Consider the following 24,926-nt stretch of genomic DNA (forward strand, 5'->3'; position numbering starts at 1 on the left):
TTATTCGGGGCTTTCGTGTTTTTTAGGTTGGGGTCAGATTGTGAAAGCAGGCAGGATTTGAGGCGCTTTTGCGTGCACGGTTGCGGTTCACGGTGCATTCAGGCGGTGCACGGTGGCGCCAAAAGCATCGCGGGCAAGCCCGCTCCCACAGGGTCCAGTGTTGTTCATGCAATCGTGAAAACACCGGGTTCACTGTGCAAGCGGGCTTGCCCGCGAATGAATCTATGCAGCGACGATGATTTATAGGGTACTCAGCCCTCTTCCCCCTCATCATCATCCCCACCATCGACCTTCATCCCCAATTCCTTGATCTTGCGAGTCAGGGTATTGCGCCCCCAGCCCAGCAACACTGCGGCATCACGCCGACGGCCGGCGGTATGCTTGAGGGCGGTCTCGATCATGATCCGCTCAAACGCCGGCACCGCACTGTCGAGCAGGCTCGACTGGCCCCGGGCCAACGCCTGGTCAGCCCACTGGCGCAGCGCCTGCTCCCAGTTGGTCACCGGTGCCGAATCCTGAGGCAGGTTCAACAGTTCTGGCGGCAGATCGCTGATGTGCACTTCTCGACCGGAAGCCATCACCGTGATCCAGCGGCAGGTGTTCTCCAGCTGACGCACGTTACCGCCCCACGGCAGGTTCTTCAGGTATTCCTCGGTTTCGCTCTTCAACAGCTTCGGTTCCACTGCCAGCTCTTGTGCGGCGCGGGCGAGGAAGTGCTTGGCCAGGGTCGGGATGTCTTCGCGACGGTCCGACAGGCGTGGGATGTGGATACGGATGACGTTAAGGCGGTGAAACAAGTCTTCGCGGAATTTACCCGCGTGCACCAGGGTTTCAAGGTTCTGGTGGGTCGCGGCGATAATTCGTACATCCACCTTGACCGGGGTGTGCCCCCCCACCCGGTAAAACTCGCCGTCAGCCAGCACCCGCAACAGACGAGTCTGGGTGTCCGCTGGCATGTCCCCGATTTCATCGAGGAACAGGGTGCCGCCATCCGCCTGCTCGAAACGCCCGCGGCGCAAGTTAGCAGCGCCGGTGAAGGCGCCTTTCTCATGGCCAAACAACTCGGACTCCATCAGATCCTTGGGGATTGCCGCCATGTTCAGCGCGATGAACGGCGAGGCTGCCCGTGGGCTGTGACGGTGCAAAGCGTGGGCAACCAATTCTTTACCGGTGCCGGACTCGCCATTGATCAGCACGGTGATGTTGGAATGGCTCAAGCGGCCAATGGCGCGAAACACTTCCTGCATCGCTGGCGCTTCGCCGATGATTTCCGGGGTGCGGGTCAGGGTCGGGACGACTTCCAGGCCCTGCTGCTCCTGAGCGTGCTGGTTTGCACGCTTGACCAGCGATACGGCTTCGTCGACGTCGAACGGTTTTGGCAGGTACTCGAACGCGCCGCCCTGGTAGGACGCGACAGCGCTGTCCAGATCGGAGTGAGCCGTCATGATGATCACTGGCAGACGTGGGTGCTGTTCGCGAATCCGCGCCAGAAGGTCCAGGCCGCTGGCGCCGGGCATGCGAATGTCGGAGATGATCACGTCCGGCTGCTGGCGCGCCAGGCGGCTCATCACGCCATCGGCGCTGTCGAAGCTTTGCGTGGTCATGCCTTCCTGCTGCAAGGCTTTTTCCAGGACCCAACGGATAGAACGGTCGTCATCGACGATCCACACGGTTTCACTACGGCTCATGTCGATGTGGCTCCTTGTTCCAGTGGCAGAAAGATCGAGAAGGTGGTGTGGCCTGGGTGGCTGTCACACTCGATCAGGCCCTGGTGCTGGCTGATGATGTTCTGGGTAATGGCCAGGCCCAGCCCGGTACCGTCCGGGCGGCCGCTGACCATCGGAAAGAAGATGGTTTCCTGAAGTTCCGCAGGTATGCCGGGCCCGTTGTCGATGATCTCGATCTTGGTCACCAGGCGATGGCGCACGTGGCCGATGGTGAACTGTCGCATGGCGCGGGTACGCAGGGTGATGCGGCCAAGGCGCAACTCATTCTGGCTGCTGATGGCCTGCATCGCGTTGCGCACGATGTTCAGTACCGCCTGAATCATCTGCTCACGATCAATCAGGACATCGGGAATGCTCGGGTCGTAGTCGCGCACGAGGGTGATGCAACCCTGGCTTTCGGCGTCCACCAGATGGCAGACGCGCTCGAGCACTTCGTGAATGTTGCACATGGCCAACGATGGCAGCTTGTTCGAGCCGAGCATGCGGTCAACAAGGTTTCGCAGGCGATCGGCTTCTTCGATGATCACATTGGTGTAATCGCGCAGGCTTTCTTCGGGCAGTTCGCGGGCCAGCAGTTGCGCTGCGCCACGAATCCCGCCCAGCGGATTCTTGATTTCGTGGGCCAGGCCGCGCACCAGCATCTTGCTGGTTTCCTGTTTCGACAGCTGTGCCTCTTCCTTGGTGATGCGCAACAGACGATCGCGGGGGTGGACTTCGAGCAACAGCATGGTCTCGCCGTTGGCCAGAATCGGCGTCACCGCGTAATCGACTGTCAGGGTCTGGCCGGTGAGGGCGGTGAGCATCGCTTCGCGTTTGGTGAAAGGGTGAGCCTGTTCAACAGCCTGGCGCAGGGAATTCAGCGCCTCTGTGGATTCGGTGAACAATTCACTGATGAATTGCCCGTGACTGCGCTGCCCGCTGATCGCCAGGAGCATTTCCGCCGCCGGGTTCATGTACTCCAGGCGCAACTGGGCGTCGAGCAAGATGGTGGCGGTAGTCAAGTTATCGAGCAGCAAGCGGTGCAGTGCGTCGCTAATGGTCATCAGGACCTCTTTTGGAGCAGGGCGTGCGCAAGAAAAAAGCGTTTGTTACTGGAAAATGCAAAAACCAAACCAAGGCTCTGAAAAGAAGCGCCGATCGCCTGAAACAGGCGTTTGACGCTCTTTTGCGTGGCGTTATGCCAGCTTCCACGGGTATTTTCGAACCAAAATGGGATGAAGAGTGGGTAGTTAGCAACTATGCGCACCAATATAGTGCTCAAGAGGAGGTGGGGTTAAAAGAACTTCAGGAAGGGTTTTTTCTCTTCTTCTGGTTTGTCCTTGAGTGGGCATTCCGGGCGCTGGCCGAAGTCGGTGAGGGCGCAGGGTTTGACCTGGCGTTTCTGGGCGAGGGAAATTCGCAACATATGGAAGGGTTGATTGGCGGTGCGCTCCACGGTACGCCCTTGCTGGTCGAGTATCTCAACCGATAGGTTATGGCTGCCGCGGTCGACGTTGGTCAGGGCAAATACCGGGCTCAGGCCGGGTTCGGCGGTGGGTTTGCCGTCCAGCAGCAGGCGGTAGCGGTGACCCCGTTGCAAACCAGGTTCGCTGGTGATACTGACGATCAACTCCCCAGCACTGCTGCGCAGCGTGGCATCGGGTTCGGGCACCAGCACCCTGAGCATGTCATAGTGAAATGGTGGTGCTGCATCACTTTTTTTGTCGACTATCACCGGTATGGCGTGGGTCGGGTTGGCGGACATGCGATTGCCAGGCGCCAATGGCACGCGCTTCGCGTTGCCCAAGCCTGGCTGATCGGTGAAGACCCGGTTGCCCTGGGCATCGACGTAGGTGAAAACTTCGGCCGACGCGGGCAGTGCAATCAGCAGCCCTATTAACAGCCACCCCCTCACGGCTTGTGCACTCGTTGCACGGTGAAGGTCACGGTCGGGCTTTGTTGCACGACGTTTTCCCCGCTGATCACCTGTACCGCCAGACTGTGAGTGCCGCGATCGATGTTTACCAGCTGCAGGGTCGGTACGTTGCCTGGCTGGCCGTAGGGCTGGTCATCCAGCAACAGCCTGAATAAATGCGGACCTTGCAGGCGCGGTTTGATCAACACGTTGACGGTGAAGGTGCCGTTGTTGGCACGTAACGCTTCGCTGGTGGGCAGGTTGGTCAACTCCAGCACCTCGTATGTGCTGCGCGGCTGTTCGCCAGTCCTGGCTTCGTCAGGCGGTGCAGTGGGCGCTTGGGTCTCAACGCTATTGAGCGGTGGCAACTCCACCGGCTGCGCCACGACACCGTCGGGAGGTTGGTTGCTGTATGCGGTGTTGCCGTTGGCGTCGGTGTACTTGTATATGGCGGCCATCGCTGGAAAAGCCATGGCCAGCAGCAGGATCGTTAACAGTGGCCGCATGCAGGTTTCCTGTGGCAGTTGGGTTACTCCGACAGCGGAATACCTTGGCTGCCAGCATAGAACACTATCAGTTCCACTGGCTTGTCACCGGTTTTGCCGCGGTGAATGATATCGACCATTTCCGCCAGCGCCTCGCCCTGTTTGAAGCTGCGAACCTGGCCACTGTCCCGGCTTTCCACCGTCAGCTCCCCGGAGAGGATGTACGCTGCGTTGGGTGTTGGATGCTTGTGCCAGTTGAGTTCGGTGTTGGCCGGTATCTTGAGTTTGAGCAGAGACAGTTCAGGTACGGCATCGGGATAGCGAGTGTACGACGTGCCGTCCCAGGAAGTGCTGCCCTGCAACAGTACTTTGCGTTCGATTGCGGTCGGTGCGGGCTCCTGGCTGCAACCGGGCAAGATGACAACGGCCAGAGTCGTTACAAGCAGGGAGGTGAGTGCGCGGGTCTTCATCGTTCCATCCTTTGAGGGTCGGTCAGGCGATGTAGGCTACGAGCAAGTTAAAAGCATTGATGCCGGACGGTGCCGGGGGTATCGCAGGAAATTGCGGAGTCTTTCGTCGGAAATCGGCTACAAAAAAGGCCTCCCGTAGGAAGCCTCTTTTTTGTCACGCCGCGGGTGCCGGCGCTACCAGATCAGCAGCTGTAGTACAGCTCGTATTCCAGTGGGTGTACGAAGGTGCGGACCTTGATTTCTTCTTCGCTTTTCAGCGCGATGTAAGCGTCGATGAAGTCGTCGGAGAACACGCCGCCTTTGGTCAGGAACGCACGACCTTTGTCCAGCTCTTCCAGGGCTTCTTTCAGGCTGCCGCAAACTTGTGGGATCTCTTTCGCCTCTTCAGGCGGCAGGTCGTACAGGTTTTTGTCAGCTGCGTCGCCAGGGTGGATCTTGTTCTGGATGCCGTCCAGGCCAGCCATCAGCAGTGCAGCGAAGCCCAGGTACGGGTTGGCTGCTGGATCCGGGAAGCGGGCTTCGATACGGCGAGCGCGTGGGCTCGACACGTAAGGAATACGGATCGAAGCGGAACGGTTGCGAGCCGAGTAGGCCAGCATTACCGGAGCTTCGAAGCCAGGGACCAGGCGCTTGTAGGAGTTGGTCGACGGGTTGGTGAAGCCGTTCAGGGCCTTACCGTGCTTGATGATGCCGCCGATGAAGTACAGGGCGGTGTCGGACAGGCCGGCATAACCTTCGCCAGCGAAGGTGTTCTTGCCATCTTTGGCGATGGACAGGTGAACGTGCATACCCGAGCCGTTATCGCCGTACAGTGGCTTAGGCATGAAGGTCGCGGTGCGGCCGTAAGCGACTGCAACGTTGTGTACGCAGTATTTGAGGGTCTGAACTTCGTCAGCCTTGGCTACCAGGGTGTTGAACTTCACACCGATTTCGTTCTGGCCGGCAGTCGCCACTTCGTGGTGGTGAACTTCGATGACCAGGCCCATTTCTTCCATGGCGTTGCACATGGAGGTACGGATTTCGTGGTCGTGGTCAAACGGTGGAACCGGGAAGTAGCCGCCTTTGATACCTGGGCGGTGGCCATGGTTGCCGCCTTCGATGTCCTGGTCGGACATCCAAGAACCCTGCTCGGAGAAAATCTTGAACATCGAGCCGGAGATGTCGGACTTGAACTTCACTTGATCGAAGATGAAGAACTCTGGTTCCGGGCCAACGAATACGGTATCGCCGATACCGGTCGACTTCAGGTATTCCTCGGCGCGGTGGGCGATGGCGCGTGGGTCGCGGTCATAGCCTTGCATGGTCGAAGGGTCGATCACGTTGCAGACCAGAATCAGCGTTGGGTCTTCGGTGAACGGGTCGAGGACGGCAGTGCTGTCGTCCGGCAGCAGGATCATGTCGGAGGCTTCGATGCCTTTCCAGCCAGCGATGGAGGAACCGTCGAACATTTTGCCTTCTTCGAAGAAAGCTTCATCCAGCGCGTCGCGAGCCGGCATGGTCACGTGATGCTGAGTGCCTTTGGTGTCCGTGAAGCGCAGATCAATCCACTTGACGTCATGATCTTTGATGAGTTGAACCGACTTCGACATAGTGTCCTCCGGGTGGCTTCGGGCTTTGGTAGTGGATGGCCCTTGGAATGTGGGTGATGCCGGCGCGAATACTCTGCCAAGGCAACCTGCCTCACAAGGGAGCAAATTGCATGCCAGTGCCCCAGCATGGGTTTTTCGCCCCAAATTCACGCTTATATAACAGCATAGGGCTCTAAAACGTAAATTCGCGCCCCGTTATGTGGCGCTCCATCACGAAAATGACCTGTTTTGGTGCGAGCGAAACCTTCTGCATATTAACTGGTTAAACCTTGAGCAATTTCCGCTATAATCCGCGCCCCCCTTTTTCGGCTGGCCCAGCACGCGCTGTTTTCATGAAACTAATCGTAAAAGTCTTCCCCGAGATCACCATCAAGAGCCGCCCGGTACGGATGCGTTTCATCCGCCAGTTGGCCAAGAATATCCGCACCGTGCTCCGCGACCTGGATCCGGCCGTGGTGGTGAACGGTGTGTGGGACAATCTCGAGCTGGAAACCCGCGTGAGCGAGCCCAAGGCCCTGAAGGAGATGACTGAACGCCTGAGCTGCATGCCGGGCATCGCGCATTTCCTGCAGGTCGACGAGTACCCTCTGGGTGACTTTGACGACATCGTTGCCAAGTGCAAGCTGCACTTCGGTGAATCCCTGGCCGGGAAGATTTTTTCGGTGCGCTGCAAGCGCGCCGGCAAACATGAATTCAGCTCGATGGATGTCGAGAAATACGTCGGTAGCCAACTGCGTCGTCAGTGCGGCGCTGCCGGAATCTCGCTGAAAGAGCCGCAAATTGAAGTTCGTATCGAAATTCGCGACAGACGGTTGTTCGTCATCCACAACCAGCACAACAGCATCGGCGGTTATCCGCTGGGTGCCCTGGAACAGACGCTTGTGCTGATGTCCGGTGGCTTCGATTCCACTGTCGCCGCTTACCAGATCATGCGCCGCGGGCTGATGAGCCATTTCTGCTTCTTCAACCTGGGCGGGCGGGCCCATGAACTGGGCGTGATGGAAGTCGCGCACTTCATCTGGAAGAAGTACGGCAGCTCCCAACGCGTGTTATTTGTCAGTGTGCCGTTCGAAGAAGTCCTGGGAGAAATTCTCGGGAAAGTCGATAACAGTCATATGGGCGTAGTTTTGAAGCGTATGATGTTGCGCGCTGCTTCCCGTATTGCCGATCGACTGGAGATCGATGCACTGGTCACCGGTGAAGCGATTTCCCAGGTGTCGAGCCAGACGTTGCCGAATCTGTCCGTGATCGACTGCGTGACTGACAAGCTGGTCTTGCGACCGCTGATCGCCAGCCACAAGCAGGACATCATCGATCTGGCCAGCGAAATCGGCACGGCTGATTTCGCCAAGCACATGCCGGAATATTGCGGGGTCATCTCGGTGAACCCCAAGACCCACGCCAAGCGCCCGCGCGTGGAGCACGAAGAGAAAGAATTCGACATGGCGGTTCTCGAGCGTGCGCTTGAGAACGCCAAGCTGGTACCGATCGATCGCGTAATCGACGAATTGGGCCAGGACTTGCAAATCGAAGAAGTCGGCGAAGCTCTGGCGGGTCAGATCGTCATCGACATCCGTCATCCGGATGCCGCTGAAGACGATCCGTTGGAGCTCGCGGGCATTGAGGTACAAACGATGCCGTTTTATGCATTGAACGCTCGTTTCAAGGAACTGGACCCTACTCGCCAGTACCTGCTGTATTGCGACAAAGGCGTGATGAGTCGCCTGCATGCCCACCATTTGCTCAGTGAGGGGCATGCCAATGTGCGCGTTTATCGACCGAGCTAAGAGCCCGGGGCTGTTTGCCTGTGGCCTGCGTCACCGGCCCCCCGACTCTGCCGTCAAGCTGTAACGGCAAGGCCTGACTCTACTGTTAATCGCTGCCAAGACTTGTCAGCACACCGAATCCTCTGATCGAGATACACAAGTGATCGAAAATCTACGCAACATCGCCATCATTGCTCACGTTGACCATGGTAAAACCACCCTGGTAGACAAACTCTTGCGTCAATCCGGCACCCTGGAGCGCAACGAGCTCAACGACGAGCGCGTGATGGACTCCAACGACCAGGAGAAAGAGCGCGGTATTACCATTCTGGCGAAAAACACCGCCATCAACTGGAACGGCTACCACATCAACATCGTGGACACCCCGGGCCACGCCGACTTCGGCGGCGAAGTTGAACGTGTAATGTCGATGGTTGACTCCGTTCTGCTGCTGGTTGACGCTCAAGACGGCCCTATGCCGCAAACCCGTTTCGTGACCAAGAAGGCTTTCGAAGCCGGCCTGCGTCCAATCGTGGTGATCAACAAGGTTGACCGTCCAGGCGCACGTCCGGACTGGGTTCTGGACCAGATCTTCGATCTGTTCGACAACCTCGGTGCTACCGAAGAACAACTGGACTTCAAAGTCGTGTACGCCTCGGCCCTGAACGGCATTGCCGGTCTGGATCACACCGACATGGCTGAAGACATGACCCCGCTGTACCAGTCGATCGTCGACAACGTACCAGCACCGAAAGTTGACCGTGACGGCCCGTTCCAGATGCAAATCTCGGCACTGGACTACAACAGCTTCCTGGGCATTATCGGCGTTGGCCGTATCGCTCGTGGTCGCGTCAAGCCGAACACCCAGGTTGTTGCGATCGACGCTGACGGCAAACGCCGTAACGGCCGTATCCTGAAGCTGATGGGTCACCACGGTCTGCACCGTATTGACGTTGAAGAAGCAGCTGCCGGCGACATCGTCTGCATCAGCGGCTTCGAGTCGCTGTTCATCTCCGACACCCTGTGCGACCCACAGAACGTTGAAGCGATGAAGCCGCTGACCGTTGACGAACCAACCGTTTCGATGACCTTCCAGGTTAACGACTCGCCGTTCTGCGGCCGTGAAGGCAAGTTCGTCACCAGCCGTAACATCAAAGAACGTCTGGACAAAGAACTGCTCTACAACGTTGCCCTGCGCGTTGAAGAAGGCGACACCGCTGACAAGTTCAAAGTCTCCGGTCGTGGCGAGCTGCACTTGTCGGTACTGATCGAAACCATGCGTCGCGAAGGCTTCGAAATGGGTGTTGGTCGTCCGGAAGTGATCATCCGCATGGTTGACGGCGTCAAGCACGAACCGTACGAAAACGTGACCATCGACCTGCCAGAAGAATCGCAAGGTTCGATCATGGAACAGATCGGTATCCGTAAAGGCGACCTGACTAACATGGTTCCGGATGGTAAGGGCCGTGTGCGCCTTGAGTACAACATTCCGGCACGTGGCCTGATCGGTTTCCGTAACGAGTTCCTGACCCTGACCTCCGGTGCAGGCATCCTGACCTCGATCTTCGACCGTTACGACGTGATGAAGTCCGGCGACATGTCCGGCCGTCAGAACGGCGTGCTGGTTTCGGTTGCTACCGGTAAGGCTCTGACTTACTCGCTGGAAACCCTGCAAGCTCGCGGCAAACTGTTCCTGGGCCACGGCGAAGACGTGTACGAAGGTCAAATCGTCGGCATCAACAGCCGCGACAACGACCTGGGCGTGAACCCAACCAAAGGCAAGAAGCTCGACAACATGCGTGCCTCGGGTAAAGACGAAACCATCGCTTTGGTTCCGCCTATCCGTTTCACCCTGGAACAAGCGCTTGAGTTCGTGCAAGAAGACGAACTGTGCGAAGTCACTCCTAAGTCCATCCGTCTTCGTAAGAAGATCTTGGGCGAAAGCGAGCGTACCCGCGCTGCCAAGAAGTCCGGTAACTAAGTCATTTAGTTAGCTGGAAAAAAAACGCCCCCGATCGCGAGATCGGGGGCGTTTTTGTTGTGCGCCCAGCATGGGCGCAATCTTGCGGGTGCAAGTCCCGCCGTAAGCTGACCACAGCGAACGAAGTGAAGCGCAACTGCATGAGGGCGACCGAGTGTGGGGAGGAAGCGTGAATCGAAACCGTGAGCCGATGGACAAGAATCGGATACAAGGCGAAGCCGACCAGGGCGAGCGAGCAGCAATTCGCGAAGCTCTTGTGGTCAAGGGTCAGGCTACGTAAATCCGGCGGTTGTGCGGTGAAGGATTGCGTTCTTACCTGGGGAGATCTCGCCTTATGCCTGAAAGGACGACGGTGCCAGCCGGAGCGAGAAGTCAGCAGAGGCCGTAGTAGTCTTTTTTTTTAGACGAAGGGCCGAACGAGAGAAAGCGTTATAGGCCATGTTGATGCGAAAGATCGGAAGTCAGATGCCTGCCAAACGCGGGGCGGACGGAGACAGCGAGCGGTGAAGCCGTGAGTAATCCCGTCAGCGACGAGGTCAATCGCCCGCAAAATGAATCCGATAACGCAGGGCAAGGGCTGCTGGAACGGTCCTTTGCGAGAGAAAACCTGAAGCGGGCATGGAAGCGGGTCAAGGCCAACAAAGGTGCAGCGGGAGTCGATGGTCTGGATATTGAACAGACCGCCGAACACCTTCTGAGCCAGTGGCCAAAGATTCGTGAACAGCTTCTTTCAGGCACCTACCGGCCCAGTCCGGTAAAGCGCGTAGTCATTCCCAAGCCTGACGGCGGTGAGCGCGAGTTGGGAATTCCGACGGTCACCGACCGCTTGATCCAACAAGCGTTGCTGCAAGTCTTGCAGCCACTACTCGATCCGACTTTCAGTGAGCACAGCTACGGCTTTCGCCCGGGACGCTGCGCACAGGACGCCGTTTTGGCGGCCCAGCGCCATGTGTCTTCAGGGCGCAGAGTGTTGGTGGACGTTGATTTAGAGAAGTTCTTCGACCGGGTCGATCACGATATGTTGATCGATCGGTTACGCAAACGGGTTGCGGATCGGGCGGTTATCCGGCTGATTCGGGCGTATCTGGATGCGGGAACGCTGATCAACGGCGTGGTCGAGAAAAGCCGCTGCGGGGCGCCGCAAGGCGGCCCACTGTCGCCGTTGCTGGCGAATGTGCTGCGGGACGAAGTGGATCGAGAGCTTGAGCGTCGAGGTCATTGCTTCGTGCGCTATGCCGACGATGCGAATGTCTATGTTCGCAGCCGCAGGGCTGGGCAGCGGGTGATGGCTTTGCTGAAGCGTCTGTATGAAAAGCTGCACTTGAGTTTCAACGAGAGCAAGAGTGCGGTGGCGAGTGCATTTGGTCGCAAATTTCTTGGATACGCCTTCTGGGCATCTCCACAAGGTGTCAAAAGAGCCGTAGCGGTCAAGGCGCGCAAGCAGTTCAAGCAACGGATACGCGAACTCACCGGTTGCTCAGGCGGTCGCAGTATGCGACAAGTTGTCGAGAATCTACGCCCTTATCTCTTGGGCTGGAAAACCTACTTTGGGTTGTCACAAACGCCGAAAGTCTGGCGAGGGCTGGACGAGTGGATGCGACACCGATTGCGAGCGATCCAGCTTAAGCAATGGAGGCGTGGTCCGACGATTTACCGCGAACTGAGAGCGTTGGGAGCTAGCAGCCAATCGGCACGAAAAGTGGCGGCCAATTCTTATAGTCGGTGGCGTAACAGCCGCTTTGAGCTCAATCGGGTGCTGGATGTGGCGTGGTTTGACAGACTGGGTCTGGTGCGACTCTCATAACCTCAATCTCTCGAACCGCCCGGTGCGGACCCGCATGCCGGGTGGTGTGGCAGGGGAGCGGCCTATGAAGGCTGCCCCCTATGCCGATTGTCCGGGGTTTCGATGTTGTCAGGGCCGATGCCATCGCTGGCAAGCCAGCTCCCACAGTGCTCAGCGTCGAACACACATTCTATGAACACTGTAATTACTGTGGGAGCCGGCTTGCCAGCGATGAGGCCCGGTCAGGCAGCGAGATTCCGGATCAGAATTTTTCGAGGGTACGGCGCGAGCTGCTGGTCTCGCGCGCCACTTCCTTGGGCTTGTAAGCGCAATACCCCGGCCGCGGCCCGATCTTGGGGTGATTGCGGCAAGTATCCGGGCGCTTTTCATAAATAGTGCACAGACGGCTCTTACGATCCAGGTACAGGCAATCGTTGTTGCTCATGCGTTGGAGGGTAAAGATCTCAGTCTTCTGGCTGTAACGCTCGACGATCCCTTCCTTCTGCAAACGCTTGGCAATGTTCTTCGCCGGCTCGCCGCGCTCGAATTCGTCGACGATTCCGATCCGGATCAGGTCCTTGATCTTGACCTCGACCGGCAGGGTGCAGCAGCTGGACACACAAGAGCCGCACATAGGTGCAGAATACTTGGCCCAGGTATCGAGGCGATCGATCTCCGCAGCGGCGATCAGGTTGGGTTTCATCATGGGTTGTTACCAGCGTGTGCATCAGGGCGCGCGATCATACCGGGACTGGTGGAATTTTGAACAACCTTTCGCCAGATTTTTTCCTGCATGGCTCATCGGCTTTGGTAATCCGGCACGAGCCCTGCATTCTTTGCGGTATACGACAAGGTAATGTCGACCTATCTCGCACTAACGGGAAATACTGCCGAACCAGACTCTCCATGGCCTGTCAGACCGTCTAGGCTCAACTATTCCACGCTCGCTCGAGGTCTTATCGATGACTCAAGAACCACTTGTTCGCGAAGCAGAGGTGGCCGCATTCCGCGATGCCGTCTTGACCAAGCTCACCTACGCGGTGGGCAAGGACCCGGATCACGCCTTCGACCACGACTGGTTCGAAGCCATTGCCCTGGCGGCGCGCGATCACATGGTCGAGCACTGGATGGATCACACCCGGCAGATCTACCGTAAAGGCCAGAAGCGCGTTTATTACCTCTCGCTGGAATTCCTCATCGGCCGGCTGCTCTATGACAGCCTGAGCAATCTCGGCCTGCTCGATGTCGCCCGCGAAGCGCTGACCGAGCTGGGGGTCGACCTTGAGCGCATCCGTCTGCTGGAGCCTGATGCGGCGCTGGGCAACGGCGGCCTCGGGCGCCTGGCGGCGTGCTTCATGGAAAGCATGTCGACCCTCGGCATCGCCGGCCATGGCTACGGTATTCGTTACGAGCACGGCTTGTTCCGCCAAGCCATCGTCGATGGTTGGCAGCAGGAGCAGACCGAACACTGGCTGGACTTCGGTAACCCATGGGAGTTCGAGCGCCCGGAAGTGGTTTACCCGATCGGCTTTGGTGGCAGTGTCGAGACAGTGACTGACGAGTATGGCAAGTCCAAGCAGGTCTGGACCCCGGCGGAAACCGTTCGCGCCATCGCCTACGACACTCCGGTTGTCGGCTGGCGCGGGGCGAGCGTCAACACGCTGCGGCTGTGGCGCGCCCGCGCCATGGAAGATCTACACCTGGAGCGCTTTAATGCGGGTGACCACCTGGGCGCCGTTGCCGAGGTTGCCCGGGCCGAAAGTATTTCACGAGTGCTTTACCCGGCGGACAGCACCGAAGCTGGCCAGGAACTGCGCTTGCGCCAGGAATACTTTTTCGTTGCCGCCTCCTTGCAGGATCTGCTGCGCCGCCACCGCAACATGCACACCTCGGTGTTGACCCTGGGCGACCACGCAGCGATCCAGCTCAACGATACACACCCATCGATCGCTGTAGCCGAGCTGATGCGCCAACTGGTCGACGTCTATGACGTGGCATGGGATGCCGCGTGGCAGGTCACGGTCGATACGCTCTCGTACACCAACCACACGCTGCTGCCCGAGGCGCTGGAAACCTGGCCGGTTGGCCTGATGGAGCGCATGTTGCCGCGGCACATGCAAATCATCTACCAGATCAACGCCCAGCACATCGACTCGCTGCGGGCCAAGGGTATTCACGACTTCGACGTGCTGCGCGCGGTGTCGCTGATCGAGGAAGACAACGGTCGTCGCGTGCGTATGGGCAACCTGGCGTTCCTCGGCTCGCACAGCGTCAACGGGGTGTCCGGGTTGCACACTCAGCTGATGCGCAAAACGGTTTTTTCCGAATTGCATAAACTCTACCCGGACCGGATCAACAACAAGACCAACGGCATCACCTTCCGCCGCTGGCTGTACCAGGCCAACTCCGAGCTGACCTCGATGCTGGTCGATGCGCTCGGTCCGGACCTGCTGGACAACGCCGAGGAGCGGTTGCTGGATCTTGAGCCCTTCGCCGAGAAGCCGGCTTTTCGCAAGGCCTTCGCCGAGCAGCGCCTGCACAGCAAGAAAGCCCTGGCCTACATCATTCACGAGCGCCTGGGTGTAGCAGTCAACCCGGCGGCGATGTTCGACGTGCAGGTCAAGCGGATCCACGAATACAAACGCCAACTGCTCAACTTGCTACACACCGTGGCGCTTTATCAGGCGATTCGCGCCGAGCCGGAAATCGACTGGGTACCTCGGGTGAAAATTTTCGCCGGCAAGGCAGCCGCCAGTTATCACCAGGCCAAGTTGATCATCAAACTGACCAACGACATCGCCCGTGTGGTCAACAACGATCCGACTGTACGCGGTCTGCTCAAGGTGGTGTTCCTGCCCAACTACAACGTCAGCCTGGCGGAAAGCATCATTCCGGCGGCGGACTTGTCGGAGCAGATCTCCACCGCCGGCTTCGAGGCGTCGGGTACCAGCAACATGAAGTTCGGCCTGAACGGCGCGCTGACCATCGGCACCCTCGATGGCGCCAACGTTGAAATGTGCGAGCGCATCGGTGCCGAACACATGTTCATCTTCGGCTTGAGCGCCCAGCAGGTTGAAGCGCGCAAGCAGAATCACGAGTTCAATGCGACACCGGACATCGCTGCATCCCATCGACTCAACGATGTGCTGCAGGCAATTCGGGGTGGGGTGTTCTCGCCGGATGATCCATCCCGTTTTGCGGGTTTTATTGATTCGCTGATCGACTATGACCGCTTCCTGGTCTGCGCCGATTTCGACTCTTATTGGGATGCGCAGATGCGGGTCGAAGCGCATTGGCACGATTCGAACGAATGGTGGCGCTCGGCGGTGTTGAACACCTCGCGGATGGGCTGGTTCTCTTCCGACCGGACGATTCGCGAGTACGCCACGGATATCTGGAAAGCGTTGGAGTAAGTCCCCGCCCGGCTCGATATACTGGCGGCCGGAAAGATCGCAGCCTTCGGCAGCTCCTGCAGGATTGCGCATTATTGCGCTTTTGTAGGCGCTGTCGAAGGCTGCGATCTTTTCATGTCGGGCTGCGCTAATCTTCCCGGATTGGCCACTGCGCTTAGGGATATCGACCATGCAATGGATTTTCATGCTCATAGGGCTGGTGCTCGGCTGGGTGCTCGACGAGTCGTTCGGCGATGCGCTGTTGGGCGCGTTGCTCGGCCTGGGTGTCGGTCAGGCCATTCGCATCAGCCGCCTGGACTCGCAAGCCGCCGCGCAACAGTTGCTGCTACAGAAGGCGCAAGTCGACCTGATGGCGCTGCAGCAACGCCTGGCCTCGCTCGAAACCTCGGGCACCAAGGCACCGCAGGCAGCTGAGCCTGCTCCTGATTTCATTCTTGACGATATCCCTGTTGAAGCACCGGAACTTGTCTGGGAGCTTCCACCCGAACTCGAACCAGTTACCGCCGCCTCGGAAGCCAGTCGCTCGCCGCCTGTCGATGCCTGGAGGGCCGAACCGGTCATCGGCGAACCCCTGGAACCGGCGATTCCACGCGGTCCCAATTTCATCGAACGGGCGATCGATGGCGCCCGTGCCTGGTTATTCGGCGGCAACACCGTGTTGCGAGTCGGCGTGGTGCTGTTGTTCCTCGGGCTGGCGTTCCTGCTGCGGTACGCCACTGAAGGCATGGTGGTGCCTATCGAGCTGCGGTACGCCGGGGTGGCAGCGGCTGCGTTGGGCCTGCTGGGCCTCGGTTGGTGGCTGCGCAACCGCAACAATGACTACGCGCTGATTTTGCAAGGTGCCGGGATCGGGGTGCTGTACCTCACCGTGTTCGCCGCGATGCGTCTGCATCCGCTGCTAGATCCGGCGGCAGCCCTGGGCTTGCTGGTGGCAGTCACGGTTTTTTCCGCCATCCTCGCCATCAAGCAGAATTCCCTGGGCCTGGCCGCCGCTGCGGCACTGGGCGGGTTTGCTGCGCCACTCCTGACCTCGACTGGCGCTGGGAGCCACGTTGCTCTGTTCAGCTATTTCGCGCTGCTCAATGCCGGCATCCTGGCCATCGCCTGGTTCAAGGCCTGGCGGTTACTCAACGTGATCGGCTTCGTTGGCACTTTCGGCATCGGCTTCACCTGGGGCTTGCGTTCCTATACGCCGGAACTGCTGTGGAGTACCGAGCCGTTCCTGATCCTGTTCTTCCTCATGTACCTGGCCATCGGCCTGCTGTTCGCCCGACGCAAATTGCTCGAAATGAGCGACACCCCCGAGGATGACAGTCGGGAGGCACTGCTGCGTTGGTCGGCGCGCAAGGGCGATTACGTCGACGGCTCCCTGCTGTTCGGGCCGCCGCTGGTGGGCTTTGGCCTGCAGTTCGTGCTGGTCCAACATTTGGAATTGGCCGCTGCGTTCAGTGCCCTGGCATTGGGGATGATCTACATGGTCCTGGCGCGCTGGCTGATGGGAGGCCGGGCGCTGCTGTTGGCGGAAACCTGCCTGGCACTTGGCGTGATCTTCGCCAGCCTGGCGATTCCACTGGGGCTGGATGCTCGCTGGACGTCTGCGGCCTGGGCTATTGAGGGTGCTGGCATTCTCTGGCTTGGCCTGCGTCAGCAGCGAACGTTGGCCCGTGCCTTTGCCTTGCTCTTGCAGTTGGGTTCGGTGCTGATATTTTTCAGTGAGCTGCGGTTCGGTGACAGCAGCTTGCTCGAGGGCGCTGCGCTGGGCGCCTTGATGCTTGGCGTCGCGCTGTTGTTCAGCTTTCATCAATTGCGCACAGCCTCTGCTGCGCACACTTCGCCTTGGGAACGCCAGGGACTCCCGGTGCTGGCGTGCCTGGGCCTGATCTGCCTCTATCTGTTGGCGCCGCTGTTTTTCCTCGCCCAAGGCACTGCGATCAGTTGGGCGCTGGCTGGCCTGGCGACCTTGTTTGTTGGCCTGCACCTGCAGTCACGCAGCTTCCTGTACTCGGCATTTGCCGTGCAGTTGCTGGGTGGCGCCGCGTTTGCGTTATCGGGTGCGGGATTTTTCGCTCAGTTCGCCAGCGAGGGCCTGCGGCCACTGGCGCACGGTGGTTTCTGGACGCCGCTGGTTCTGGGCCTGGCGGCGTTCGTCGGGGCCTGGCGCCTGCAGTTCGGCAAACACGCTGCGGCGCTTGATGCGCTCAGCCTGAAGCGCTTGTCCGCCGTACTGCTGGTGTGGGGCGCGGGTTGGTGGGCGATCGCCTGGGGTATGGAAATCCTGCGTTTTGCGTCGGTGGACCTGCAGGCGCCGTTGTTGCTAGCCGTCCTGGCGGTGAGCGTCGCGGTGTGGACTGTGCTTGCTATGCGCCTGCAATGGACAGCGCTGGGGATGCTCTGTCTCTCGCTGATACCGGCTGCCGCCCTGGTTCTGCTGGGCGCTTTGCATGGGCGTTTTCACCCGGCGGCCGATTTTGGCTGGCTGGTGTGGGTCGCGGTGTTCGCCGTGCATTTCATCTCACTGCGGCGACTGGCTGCGCGGGTGCCCGAGCGCGCACTGAGCATCGCCCATGTGCTCGGTTGCTGGCTGCTGATCGGCGTGCTGGCCCTGGAGCTGCGTTACACCTTGCTGCTGTTGTCCGAGCAATACAACGCCTGGCGCTGGCTGGGCTGGGCGATCCTGCCGAGCGTCTACCTGGTGCTGATGGCGGCACCGCGCCGTTGGCCATGGCCGGTGGCCGCCTATCCCCGCGAGTACCGGGTCTATGCGGCCGCGCCCCTGGCGTTGCTGATGCTCGGCTGGTTCTGGCTGGCGAACCTGGTCAGCGACGGTAGCGCCGACCCCTTGCCCTATGTGCCGCTGCTCAATCCGCTGGAGTTGGGCCTGTTGTTTGCGCTGTTCGGCGTATTCATCTGGGCGCGCAGTGCACTGGCGCAAATGGCGATCCGCAAGAATTACTTCGACCAGGCCGCGCAATTGATCACAGGCGTCTCGCTCTTCGCCTTCTTCACCGTGTTGGTGATGCGTACCGCTCATCATTGGGCGGGCGTGCCGTTCCAGCTGGATGCATTGCTCGGGTCGATGCTGGTGCAGGCTGGGCTGTCGATCGTCTGGACCTTGATGGCCTTGAGCTTGATGATTGGTGGTCACCTGCGTCATCGTCGTGAGGTCTGGTTGATCGGCGCAGCGCTGATCGGTGTGGTGGTTGCCAAGCTGTTTTTTGTTGAGCTGAGTAACCGTGGCGGGCTGGCGCGAATTGTGTCGTTCATCGGCGTAGGGGTGTTGCTGCTGGTGGTAGGTTATTTCGCACCGTTGCCGCCTAAGCGCGCAGAAGCTGCCGCGGAGGCAGATAAACCGGCCCCGCAAACCGAAGGAGTGTCGTCTTGAGTCAGAAGTTGAGTCTGGGCTGGTTGGGCACTGTTGCGTTAGGCGTGACGCTGTCGTGCAGCGCCCAGGAAAAACCGGCGGAGTTCAGCAGCCTGGTGCCGTTGTCGATCAGCGGCGAGGGGCCTTGGTATCGCCTTGAATTACCCTTGAACGTGCAATTGAATGCACGGCAGACCGATCTCGCCGATGTGCGGGTGTTCAATGCTGCAGGCGAGCCACAGGCCTATGCCCTGGCTCGGGAATCAGCGCCGACCAGCGAAAAGCGTGTGCTGACCGACGTGAAATGGTTTCCGCTCTACGCCTCCGCCGATTCCACTGAGCGAGCCCCGAGCGTGAAGGTGCAATCGAGCGCTAACGGCACGCTGGTGGAAGTGCAACCGTCCAGTCAACTCGAAGTGGGCGAAGAAGTGTTGCGCGGCTGGTTGCTGGATGCCAGCGGAATCAAGGCACCCCTGCAGCAGTTAGTCCTCGACTGGACCAGCGAGCGCGACGGCTTTCAGCGTTTCACCATCGAAGCCAGCGACGACTTGCAGCATTGGCAATCCTGGGGAGAAGGGCAGGTGGCTCGCCTGACCTTTGCCGACGAACGGGTGGAGCAACATGAAGTCGGGTTGCCGGGGCAATCGGCGCGTTACTTGCGTCTGCTCTGGAGCGCCGGGCAAGCGGCGCCCATCTTGACCGCGGCGCAGCTGGAAAGCGCCAGCCGGCGCAGCCTGCCGCTGCCGCTGGTGTGGTCGCAGCCGTTGGGCGCCAGCAGCACCAAGGCCGGTGAGTACATCTGGCAGTTGCCGACGGCGCTGAACGTGGAGCGCATCCAGGTCAGCCTGGATCAGGCCAACAGCCTCGCGCCGGTGACTGTGTCCGGGCGTCGGGACAGCAGCCTGCCCTGGCAGCCGCTGAGCAGCGGTTTGCTGTACCGCCTGACCCAGAGTGGCCAGGACGTGCTGCAGAACGAATTGCAGTTGTCGGGGCAGACCGTGCAGCAGTTGAAGCTGGTCGTCGACGAGCGGGGCGGTGGTTTGGGCGCACAGGCACCAACCCTGACATTTGCCGTGCGCGCCACGCAACTGGTGTTCCTGGCGCGCGGAGCGGGGCCTTATACCCTGGCGCTGGGGAGTGCGACGGCGAAGGCGGCGAACCTGCCGTTGTCGACGCTGATCCCGGATTACAGCGCGCAACAGTTGGCGGCGCTGGGCAAGGCGGCGGTGGATGGCGGTGCGGTAGTGGCGCCGATGTCTACCGTCACCACTGCGGCCACGGCCGCCACCAACTGGAAGAAGTTCGGGTTGTGGGCGGTGTTGCTGTTGAGTGTGTTGTTTCTAGCGGCGATGGCATTCAGCCTGCTGCGCAAACCGCCAACCAACTCCTGAGAATGGCCGGCGCAGCACCCATGTGTGAGCGGGCTTGCTCGCGAAGACTGACTTTCTGGCAAAGAAATTATCTAAACTGCCAGCCTGTCCAAGCTCACATCCCCACCCGTTTCGAACTACGCTAAACACGGCGCATGAACTCTATTCAGCATCTCACGTCTGATAGGAGGAAATGCGCCCCGACTCGCGTTAAACTGCGCGGGTTTCCAGCCCCCCCCATTCCACCGGAGCCTTCCATGTCCCGCGTTACCCTGAGTCGCTATCTGATTGAGCAGACCCGTAGCAACAATACCCCTGCCGATCTGCGTTTCCTGATTGAAGTGGTGGCGCGCGCTTGTAAAGAAATCAGCCACGCCGTGTCCAAAGGCGCCCTGGGTGGTGTTCTAGGCAGCATGGGCACTGAAAACGTCCAAGGCGAAGTGCAGAAGAAACTCGACGTGATCTCCAACGAAATCCTGCTCGAAGCCAACGAATGGGGCGGTCACTTGGCCGGCATGGCGTCCGAGGAAATGGACAATGCCTACCAGATCCCGGGCAAATACCCGAAAGGCGCCTACCTGCTGGTTTTCGACCCGCTGGACGGCTCGTCGAACATCGATATCAACGCACCGGTCGGTACTATCTTCTCGGTACTGCGTTGCCCAAGCGAATACCTGAGCCAGAACGAAGCCTTGAACGAAAAGGCCTTCCTGCAGCCAGGCACCGAGCAGGTAGCTGCCGGTTACGCTATCTACGGCCCGCAAACCATGCTGGTGTTGACCCTGGGTGATGGCGTCAAGGGCTTTACCCTGGACCGTGAAATGGGCAGCTTCGTGCTGACTCACGAAGACATCAAGATTCCGGAGTCCACCCAGGAGTTCGCAATCAATGCGTCAAACCAGCGTCACTGGGAAGCTCCGGTACAGCGCTACGTCGATGAACTGCTGGCTGGTGATGAAGGCCCGCTGAAAAAGAACTACAACATGCGTTGGGTCGCCGCGATGGTTGCTGATGTGCATCGTATCCTGACTCGTGGCGGTCTGTTCATGTACCCACGTGACAGCCGCGAGCCGTCGAAGCCGGGCAAACTGCGCTTGATGTATGAAGCCAACCCGATGTCGTTCCTGGTAGAACAGGCCGGCGGCGCTTCCACCGATGGTCACCAGCGTATTCTCGACATTCAGCCTGAAGGCCTGCACCAGCGCGTAGCGGTTTTCCTCGGTTCGAAAGAAGAAGTCGCACGCGTCACGGCTTACCACAAGCAATAAACATGACAGCGCCTTGGCAGTCGTTGCTCGAATGGTGGTTTGGCTCAGCCCAAGCCCCCAACGATGTAGCGGTTGACAAGGGCAAGTTATGGTTCGGCAAGCACGACAGCCAGGACCTCGAGGCGCAGACGCGTTTCGGGGGCTGGGTCGAGCAGGCACTGGCCGGTGGATTGACTGACTGGGCGCAACGCCCCGACGGTTGGCTGGCTCTGGTGCTGTTGCTCGATCAGTTGCCACGAATGATCTATCGCGACTCTCCCCAATCTTTTTCCGGTGACCTCAGGGCCCAGGCGCTGGTAGCCCAAGGCATTGCTGCGGATTTCGATCGGCAATTGCAGCCGATTCAGCGGGTTTTCATCTACTTGGTGTTTGAGCATTGCGAGAATCTGGCGGTGCAGAATGAGGCGGTTTCGCGGTACATCGATCTGGTTAACCAACAACCGGAGGGTGATCAGGCGTTGTTTACCGATTACCTGAATTACGCCGAAAAGCATCAGAAGGTGATTGCGCGGTTTGGGCGGTTTCCGCATCGCAATGCAGTGTTGGGAAGGGATTCGACGGCTGAAGAGTTGGCGTTTCTTTCGGGGCCTGGTTCAAGGTTCTAGATTTTCCTTGCGGCTGATGCCGTCATCGCCAGCAGGCTGGCTCCCACATTGGGTTTGTGTCGTTCACAATCCCCTGTGGGAGCCAGCCTGCTGGCGATGGGGCCAGTGAAAGCAGTTTAAATCCTGAAGCTACCCACCAACTGTTTAAGCCGCGCCGCCTGCTGCTCCAGATCCGAGCATGCCCGCAACGTCGACTGCAAATTCTCCACCCCTTCCTGATTCAGCATGTTGATCTCGGTAATGTCGACGTTGATCGACTCCACCACCGCCGTCTGCTCCTCGGTCGCCGTCGCCACCGACTGGTTCATGCCGTCGATTTCACCGATACGCTGAGTCACACTGCCCAGGCGCTCGCCCGCCTGGTTGGCGATGCCGACACTGCTTTCACTCTGGCGCTGGCTGTCGGTCATGGTGCTCACCGCTTCCCGGGCGCCGACTTGCAGCTCCTCGATCATCTTCTGCACTTGCTGCGCCGAGTCCTGGGTGCGGTGCGCCAGATTGCGTACCTCATCGGCGACCACAGCAAACCCACGCCCTGCTTCACCGGCACGGGCCGCTTCGATCGCGGCATTCAGGGCCAGCAAATTAGTCTGCTGGGAGATGCTGGTGATCACTTCCAGAATCTGCCCGATGTTCACCGTGTTGCTGTTGAGCGTTTCGATGTTGCCGCAGGAATCGCTGATCTTCGCCGACAACTGCTGCATCGCGGCGATGGTCTTGTCGACCACCTGCTGACCGTCTTCTGCCAGGGCACGGGCATCGCTCGAATGTTGCGAGGCGAGGGCGGCATTCTGGGCGATTTCCTGGGCGGCGGCCCCCAGTTCATTGATCGCCGCGGCCACGCTGCTGGTGCGCGATGCTTGCTGGTCGGAATTAAACATCGAAGAGTTCGAAGCTGCCACTACGCGCAGGGCGACTTCGTTGACCTGGCCGGTGGCGGACGCCACTTCAGTGATTGAAGTATGAATACGTTCCACGAAGCGGTTGAAAGAAGTGCCCAGCGCGCCGAATTCATCATGGCCGTGGATGATCAGGCGCCTGGTAAGGTCGCCTTCACCTTCGGCAATGTCATGCATTGCGCGGCCCATGGTCAGCAGCGGTTGCATCAGGAAGCTGATGAGCACGCCCAGCAGCGCAATGATGATCACCACCGCAATCACCATGGCGATGATCGCCGAGGTGCGGAATTCGCTGAGCATCGAGAACGCGGTTTCCTGGTCGAGCACCAGCGCCACGTACCAGTCCGCTGAAGGCACACCGTTGACGTGGGTGAAGGAGATGAACTGGCTTTTGCCATCGATTTCGACTTCTTTCATACCCGGGGTCACGGTTGGCGCGCCATTCGGGTAGGCGTCTGTCAGGCTCTTGAGGACAAATTTGCTGTCCGGGTGAATCAGGATCTTGCCCTCGGCGCTGACGATGAACGCATGGCCGTGGCCACCGAAGTTCAGCGAGTTGATGATTGCGCTGACGCTGGACAGATCGATGTCTGCACCGGCGACGCCGATCATCTGGCCCTGGCGCTGCACCGGAGTCGCGACCGTGATTACCAGTTTGCCCGAGGACGCAGCAATGTAGGGTTCGGTGACGACCGTCTGTTGCGCACTGTTGGCCGCTTTGTACCAGCCACGGGCGCGGGGGTCATAGTCTGCGGCGCGATTGCCGGCCGGGACCGAGAACATCACCCCGTCATTGCCCCCGAAATAGCTCAGCTGGAAGTTGCTGGTATAGGCCGGCAGGTCGATGGCACGCCCGAGGCTGGCCGGAGCGGAGCCGTCCACCGCGATCTGCTGGGACAGCGATTGCAGCAACTGAATGCGGCTTTCCAGCCAGGTTTGTATGTTGCTGGTGGTCAGGCTGCCCAGCTCCTGCATCGACGCGTCGGTACTGCTGCGCAGGGTCTGGCGCTGGCGATAGTCGTTGAACAGGATGAAACAGGCGAATGCGACAGCTACCACGAGGGCAGCAGCCAGCAGAATCTTGTGGCTGAACTTCATGTTTCTGGTCATTAAGTGAGCTACCGCGGAGGGGGCTGTTGTGATGGGGATTTGCCCGTGCGAAGGGTTTTGAAGACCGCGTGCAGTCAGTAGACCCGCGTTATCGTTGACGTCCATCGCGAGCGAGCTCGCTCCTACAGGATGTGTCGACCGTGCGGCGCCAAAGATTAGGCGTCTTGGTGTAAATTCGGTGAAATGATGGATGGCGCTGCAAAGTCACTGATTTTTCGGAAAATGGCAGACGAATGGCTCGACAAATAGCCTGCCTGCTGGGGAACCAGATTGGGGTTTTCTCTTCTAAGCTTCTGCTTGGCAGCCATGCCAACCCCCTTCGCCCCAGGAGCTACACCATGTCGCTGCGCTCTATCGCCCTGCTTTCGTTCTGCGTGTTGTTGGCCGCATGCAGCAAGGTCAATCAGGAAAACTATTCGAAGCTGTCCACCGGCATGCCCAAGGCTGAGGTTGAATCCTTGCTGGGTAAGCCCGCCGATTGCTCCGGCGCGCTCGGCATGTCCAGTTGCACCTGGGGCGACAAGAATAGCTTTATCAGCGTGCAGTACGCCGGTGACAAAGTGTTGATGTTTTCTGGCCAAGGCCTGAAATAAACCGGGGCTTCGCGCCCACGGGAGAAAAACAATGAAGCGGTTATTATTTGTTCTTTTGGCCGGCCTGGTATTGGCCGGCTGCGCCACTTCTGGCGATGATTCGTTGGCACCGAAGACGGTGGATAGCGTCAACCTTAAGAAGTATCAAGGCACCTGGTATGAGCTGGCGCGCTTGCCGATGTATTTCCAGCGCAACTGTGCGCAATCCGAAGCCCATTACACCCTCAAGCCCGACGGTAATGTGCTGGTACTAAACCGCTGCCTGACGGCGGACTGGCAATGGGAAGAGGCCAAGGGCACCGCTCGGCCGCAGGTCCCAGGCAAGACCGACAAGCTTTGGGTCGAGTTCGACAACTGGTTTTCGCGCTTGCTGCCGGGTGTAGCGAAGGGCGAGTACTGGGTGCTGTACGTCAGCGATGACTACAAGACCGCCATTGTCGGCGATCCGAGCCGTCGTTACCTGTGGCTGCTGTCACGCAGCCCCACCGTCAACGGCGTCGTGCGTGAAGAGCTGCTGAGCAAGGCGCGACAGCAGGGGTATGACACCACGCGTTTGATCTGGCGTGCTTCTGATACGCAGATGGCCAAGACTTCGAACTAGCGGCCAATTCA

Annotated in this window: 19 protein-coding genes and 1 pseudogene; 10 read left to right on the plus strand and 10 right to left on the minus strand. The window is 59.3% G+C overall.

Annotated elements, in window-relative coordinates; genetic code table 11:
- Positions 1-251: 251 nt before the first annotated feature.
- The 6 genes from ntrC to glnA form a co-directional block, all read right to left on the minus strand.
- Positions 252-1,688 (minus strand): nitrogen regulation protein NR(I), encoded by a 1,437-nt coding sequence (gene ntrC / locus L9059_RS18320; RefSeq protein ID WP_045061995.1) that lies wholly within the window; start codon positions 1,686-1,688, stop codon positions 252-254.
- Positions 1,685-2,770, minus strand: a complete 1,086-nt coding sequence (glnL, locus tag L9059_RS18325) for a nitrogen regulation protein NR(II) (protein WP_247292362.1) — start codon at positions 2,768-2,770, stop codon at positions 1,685-1,687. Before glnL ends, ntrC begins: the two co-directional genes overlap by 4 nt.
- Positions 2,771-3,000: 230 nt before the next feature.
- A complete protein-coding gene (locus L9059_RS18330; RefSeq protein WP_247292363.1) occupies positions 3,001-3,621 on the minus strand; it encodes a DUF4124 domain-containing protein in 621 nt (206 codons plus the stop codon).
- Positions 3,618-4,127, minus strand: a complete 510-nt coding sequence (locus L9059_RS18335) for a DUF4124 domain-containing protein (RefSeq protein WP_247292364.1) — start codon at positions 4,125-4,127, stop codon at positions 3,618-3,620. The genes L9059_RS18330 and L9059_RS18335 overlap by 4 nt, the downstream gene beginning before the upstream one ends.
- 23 nt (positions 4,128-4,150) lie before the next feature.
- Positions 4,151-4,576: a cupin domain-containing protein gene (locus L9059_RS18340; RefSeq protein WP_247292365.1), complete on the minus strand. Its 426-nt coding sequence runs from the start codon at positions 4,574-4,576 to the stop codon at positions 4,151-4,153.
- Positions 4,577-4,758: 182 nt separating this feature from the next.
- Complete coding sequence (gene glnA / locus L9059_RS18345) at positions 4,759-6,165, minus strand: type I glutamate--ammonia ligase (RefSeq protein ID WP_247292366.1); 1,407 nt, start codon at positions 6,163-6,165, stop codon at positions 4,759-4,761.
- A 332-nt stretch (positions 6,166-6,497) separates the two neighbouring features.
- Here glnA and thiI point away from each other — a divergent pair, with 332 nt between their 5' ends.
- The 3 genes from thiI (at position 6,498) to ltrA (ending at position 11,716) form a co-directional block, all read left to right on the plus strand.
- On the plus strand, positions 6,498-7,952 hold the full coding sequence (thiI, locus tag L9059_RS18350; RefSeq protein WP_247292367.1) for a tRNA uracil 4-sulfurtransferase ThiI: 1,455 nt from the start codon (positions 6,498-6,500) through the stop codon (positions 7,950-7,952).
- A 139-nt stretch (positions 7,953-8,091) separates the two neighbouring features.
- Positions 8,092-9,912, plus strand: coding sequence for a translational GTPase TypA (gene typA / locus L9059_RS18355; protein ID WP_122841446.1), 1,821 nt, complete (start codon positions 8,092-8,094; stop codon positions 9,910-9,912).
- 511 nt (positions 9,913-10,423) lie between these two features.
- On the plus strand, positions 10,424-11,716 hold the full coding sequence (gene ltrA / locus L9059_RS18360; RefSeq protein WP_247292368.1) for a group II intron reverse transcriptase/maturase: 1,293 nt from the start codon (positions 10,424-10,426) through the stop codon (positions 11,714-11,716).
- Positions 11,717-11,957: 241 nt separating this feature from the next.
- On the opposite strand, the gene L9059_RS18365 is transcribed toward ltrA, so the two are convergent.
- Positions 11,958-12,398, minus strand: coding sequence for a YkgJ family cysteine cluster protein (locus L9059_RS18365; RefSeq protein ID WP_027922155.1), 441 nt, complete (start codon positions 12,396-12,398; stop codon positions 11,958-11,960).
- Positions 12,399-12,657: 259 nt separating this feature from the next.
- Here L9059_RS18365 and L9059_RS18370 point away from each other — a divergent pair, with 259 nt between their 5' ends.
- From L9059_RS18370 to L9059_RS18390, 5 genes are all read left to right on the plus strand, one after another.
- Entirely contained in the window at positions 12,658-15,108 is a 2,451-nt protein-coding gene (locus tag L9059_RS18370; protein WP_247292369.1) for a glycogen/starch/alpha-glucan phosphorylase, read from the plus strand.
- 169 nt (positions 15,109-15,277) lie between these two features.
- Positions 15,278-18,490, plus strand: coding sequence for a DUF2339 domain-containing protein (locus L9059_RS18375; protein WP_247292370.1), 3,213 nt, complete (start codon positions 15,278-15,280; stop codon positions 18,488-18,490).
- On the plus strand, positions 18,487-19,860 hold the full coding sequence (locus L9059_RS18380; protein WP_247292371.1) for a DUF3999 domain-containing protein: 1,374 nt from the start codon (positions 18,487-18,489) through the stop codon (positions 19,858-19,860). Before L9059_RS18375 ends, L9059_RS18380 begins: the two co-directional genes overlap by 4 nt.
- Before the next feature lie 236 nt (positions 19,861-20,096).
- Positions 20,097-21,107 (plus strand): class 1 fructose-bisphosphatase, encoded by a 1,011-nt coding sequence (locus tag L9059_RS18385; protein ID WP_247292372.1) that lies wholly within the window; start codon positions 20,097-20,099, stop codon positions 21,105-21,107.
- 2 nt (positions 21,108-21,109) lie between these two features.
- A complete protein-coding gene (locus tag L9059_RS18390) occupies positions 21,110-21,712 on the plus strand; it encodes a DUF924 family protein (protein ID WP_247292373.1) in 603 nt (200 codons plus the stop codon).
- A 116-nt stretch (positions 21,713-21,828) separates the two neighbouring features.
- On the opposite strand, the gene L9059_RS31030 is transcribed toward L9059_RS18390, so the two are convergent.
- From L9059_RS31030 to L9059_RS18400, 3 genes and pseudogenes are all read right to left on the minus strand, one after another.
- A complete protein-coding gene (locus tag L9059_RS31030; protein WP_416236011.1) occupies positions 21,829-22,593 on the minus strand; it encodes a methyl-accepting chemotaxis protein in 765 nt (254 codons plus the stop codon).
- A 93-nt stretch (positions 22,594-22,686) separates the two neighbouring features.
- Positions 22,687-23,826: pseudogene (locus L9059_RS31035) on the minus strand (HAMP domain-containing protein); the annotation flags it as partial.
- Between the two features lie 50 nt (positions 23,827-23,876).
- On the minus strand, positions 23,877-24,029 hold the full coding sequence (locus tag L9059_RS18400; RefSeq protein WP_247292375.1) for a hypothetical protein: 153 nt from the start codon (positions 24,027-24,029) through the stop codon (positions 23,877-23,879).
- Between the two features lie 30 nt (positions 24,030-24,059).
- Here L9059_RS18400 and L9059_RS18405 point away from each other — a divergent pair, with 30 nt between their 5' ends.
- Both L9059_RS18405 and L9059_RS18410 read left to right on the plus strand, forming a co-directional pair.
- Positions 24,060-24,314, plus strand: coding sequence for an outer membrane protein assembly factor BamE (locus tag L9059_RS18405; RefSeq protein ID WP_247292376.1), 255 nt, complete (start codon positions 24,060-24,062; stop codon positions 24,312-24,314).
- 31 nt (positions 24,315-24,345) lie between these two features.
- Complete coding sequence (locus tag L9059_RS18410) at positions 24,346-24,915, plus strand: lipocalin family protein (RefSeq protein WP_247292377.1); 570 nt, start codon at positions 24,346-24,348, stop codon at positions 24,913-24,915.
- The last annotated feature ends 11 nt before the right edge of the window (positions 24,916-24,926 follow it).

Origin of the sequence: Pseudomonas violetae (assembly GCF_023072615.1) — a bacterium.
Taxonomy (GTDB): Bacteria; Pseudomonadota; Gammaproteobacteria; order Pseudomonadales; family Pseudomonadaceae; genus Aquipseudomonas; species Aquipseudomonas violetae.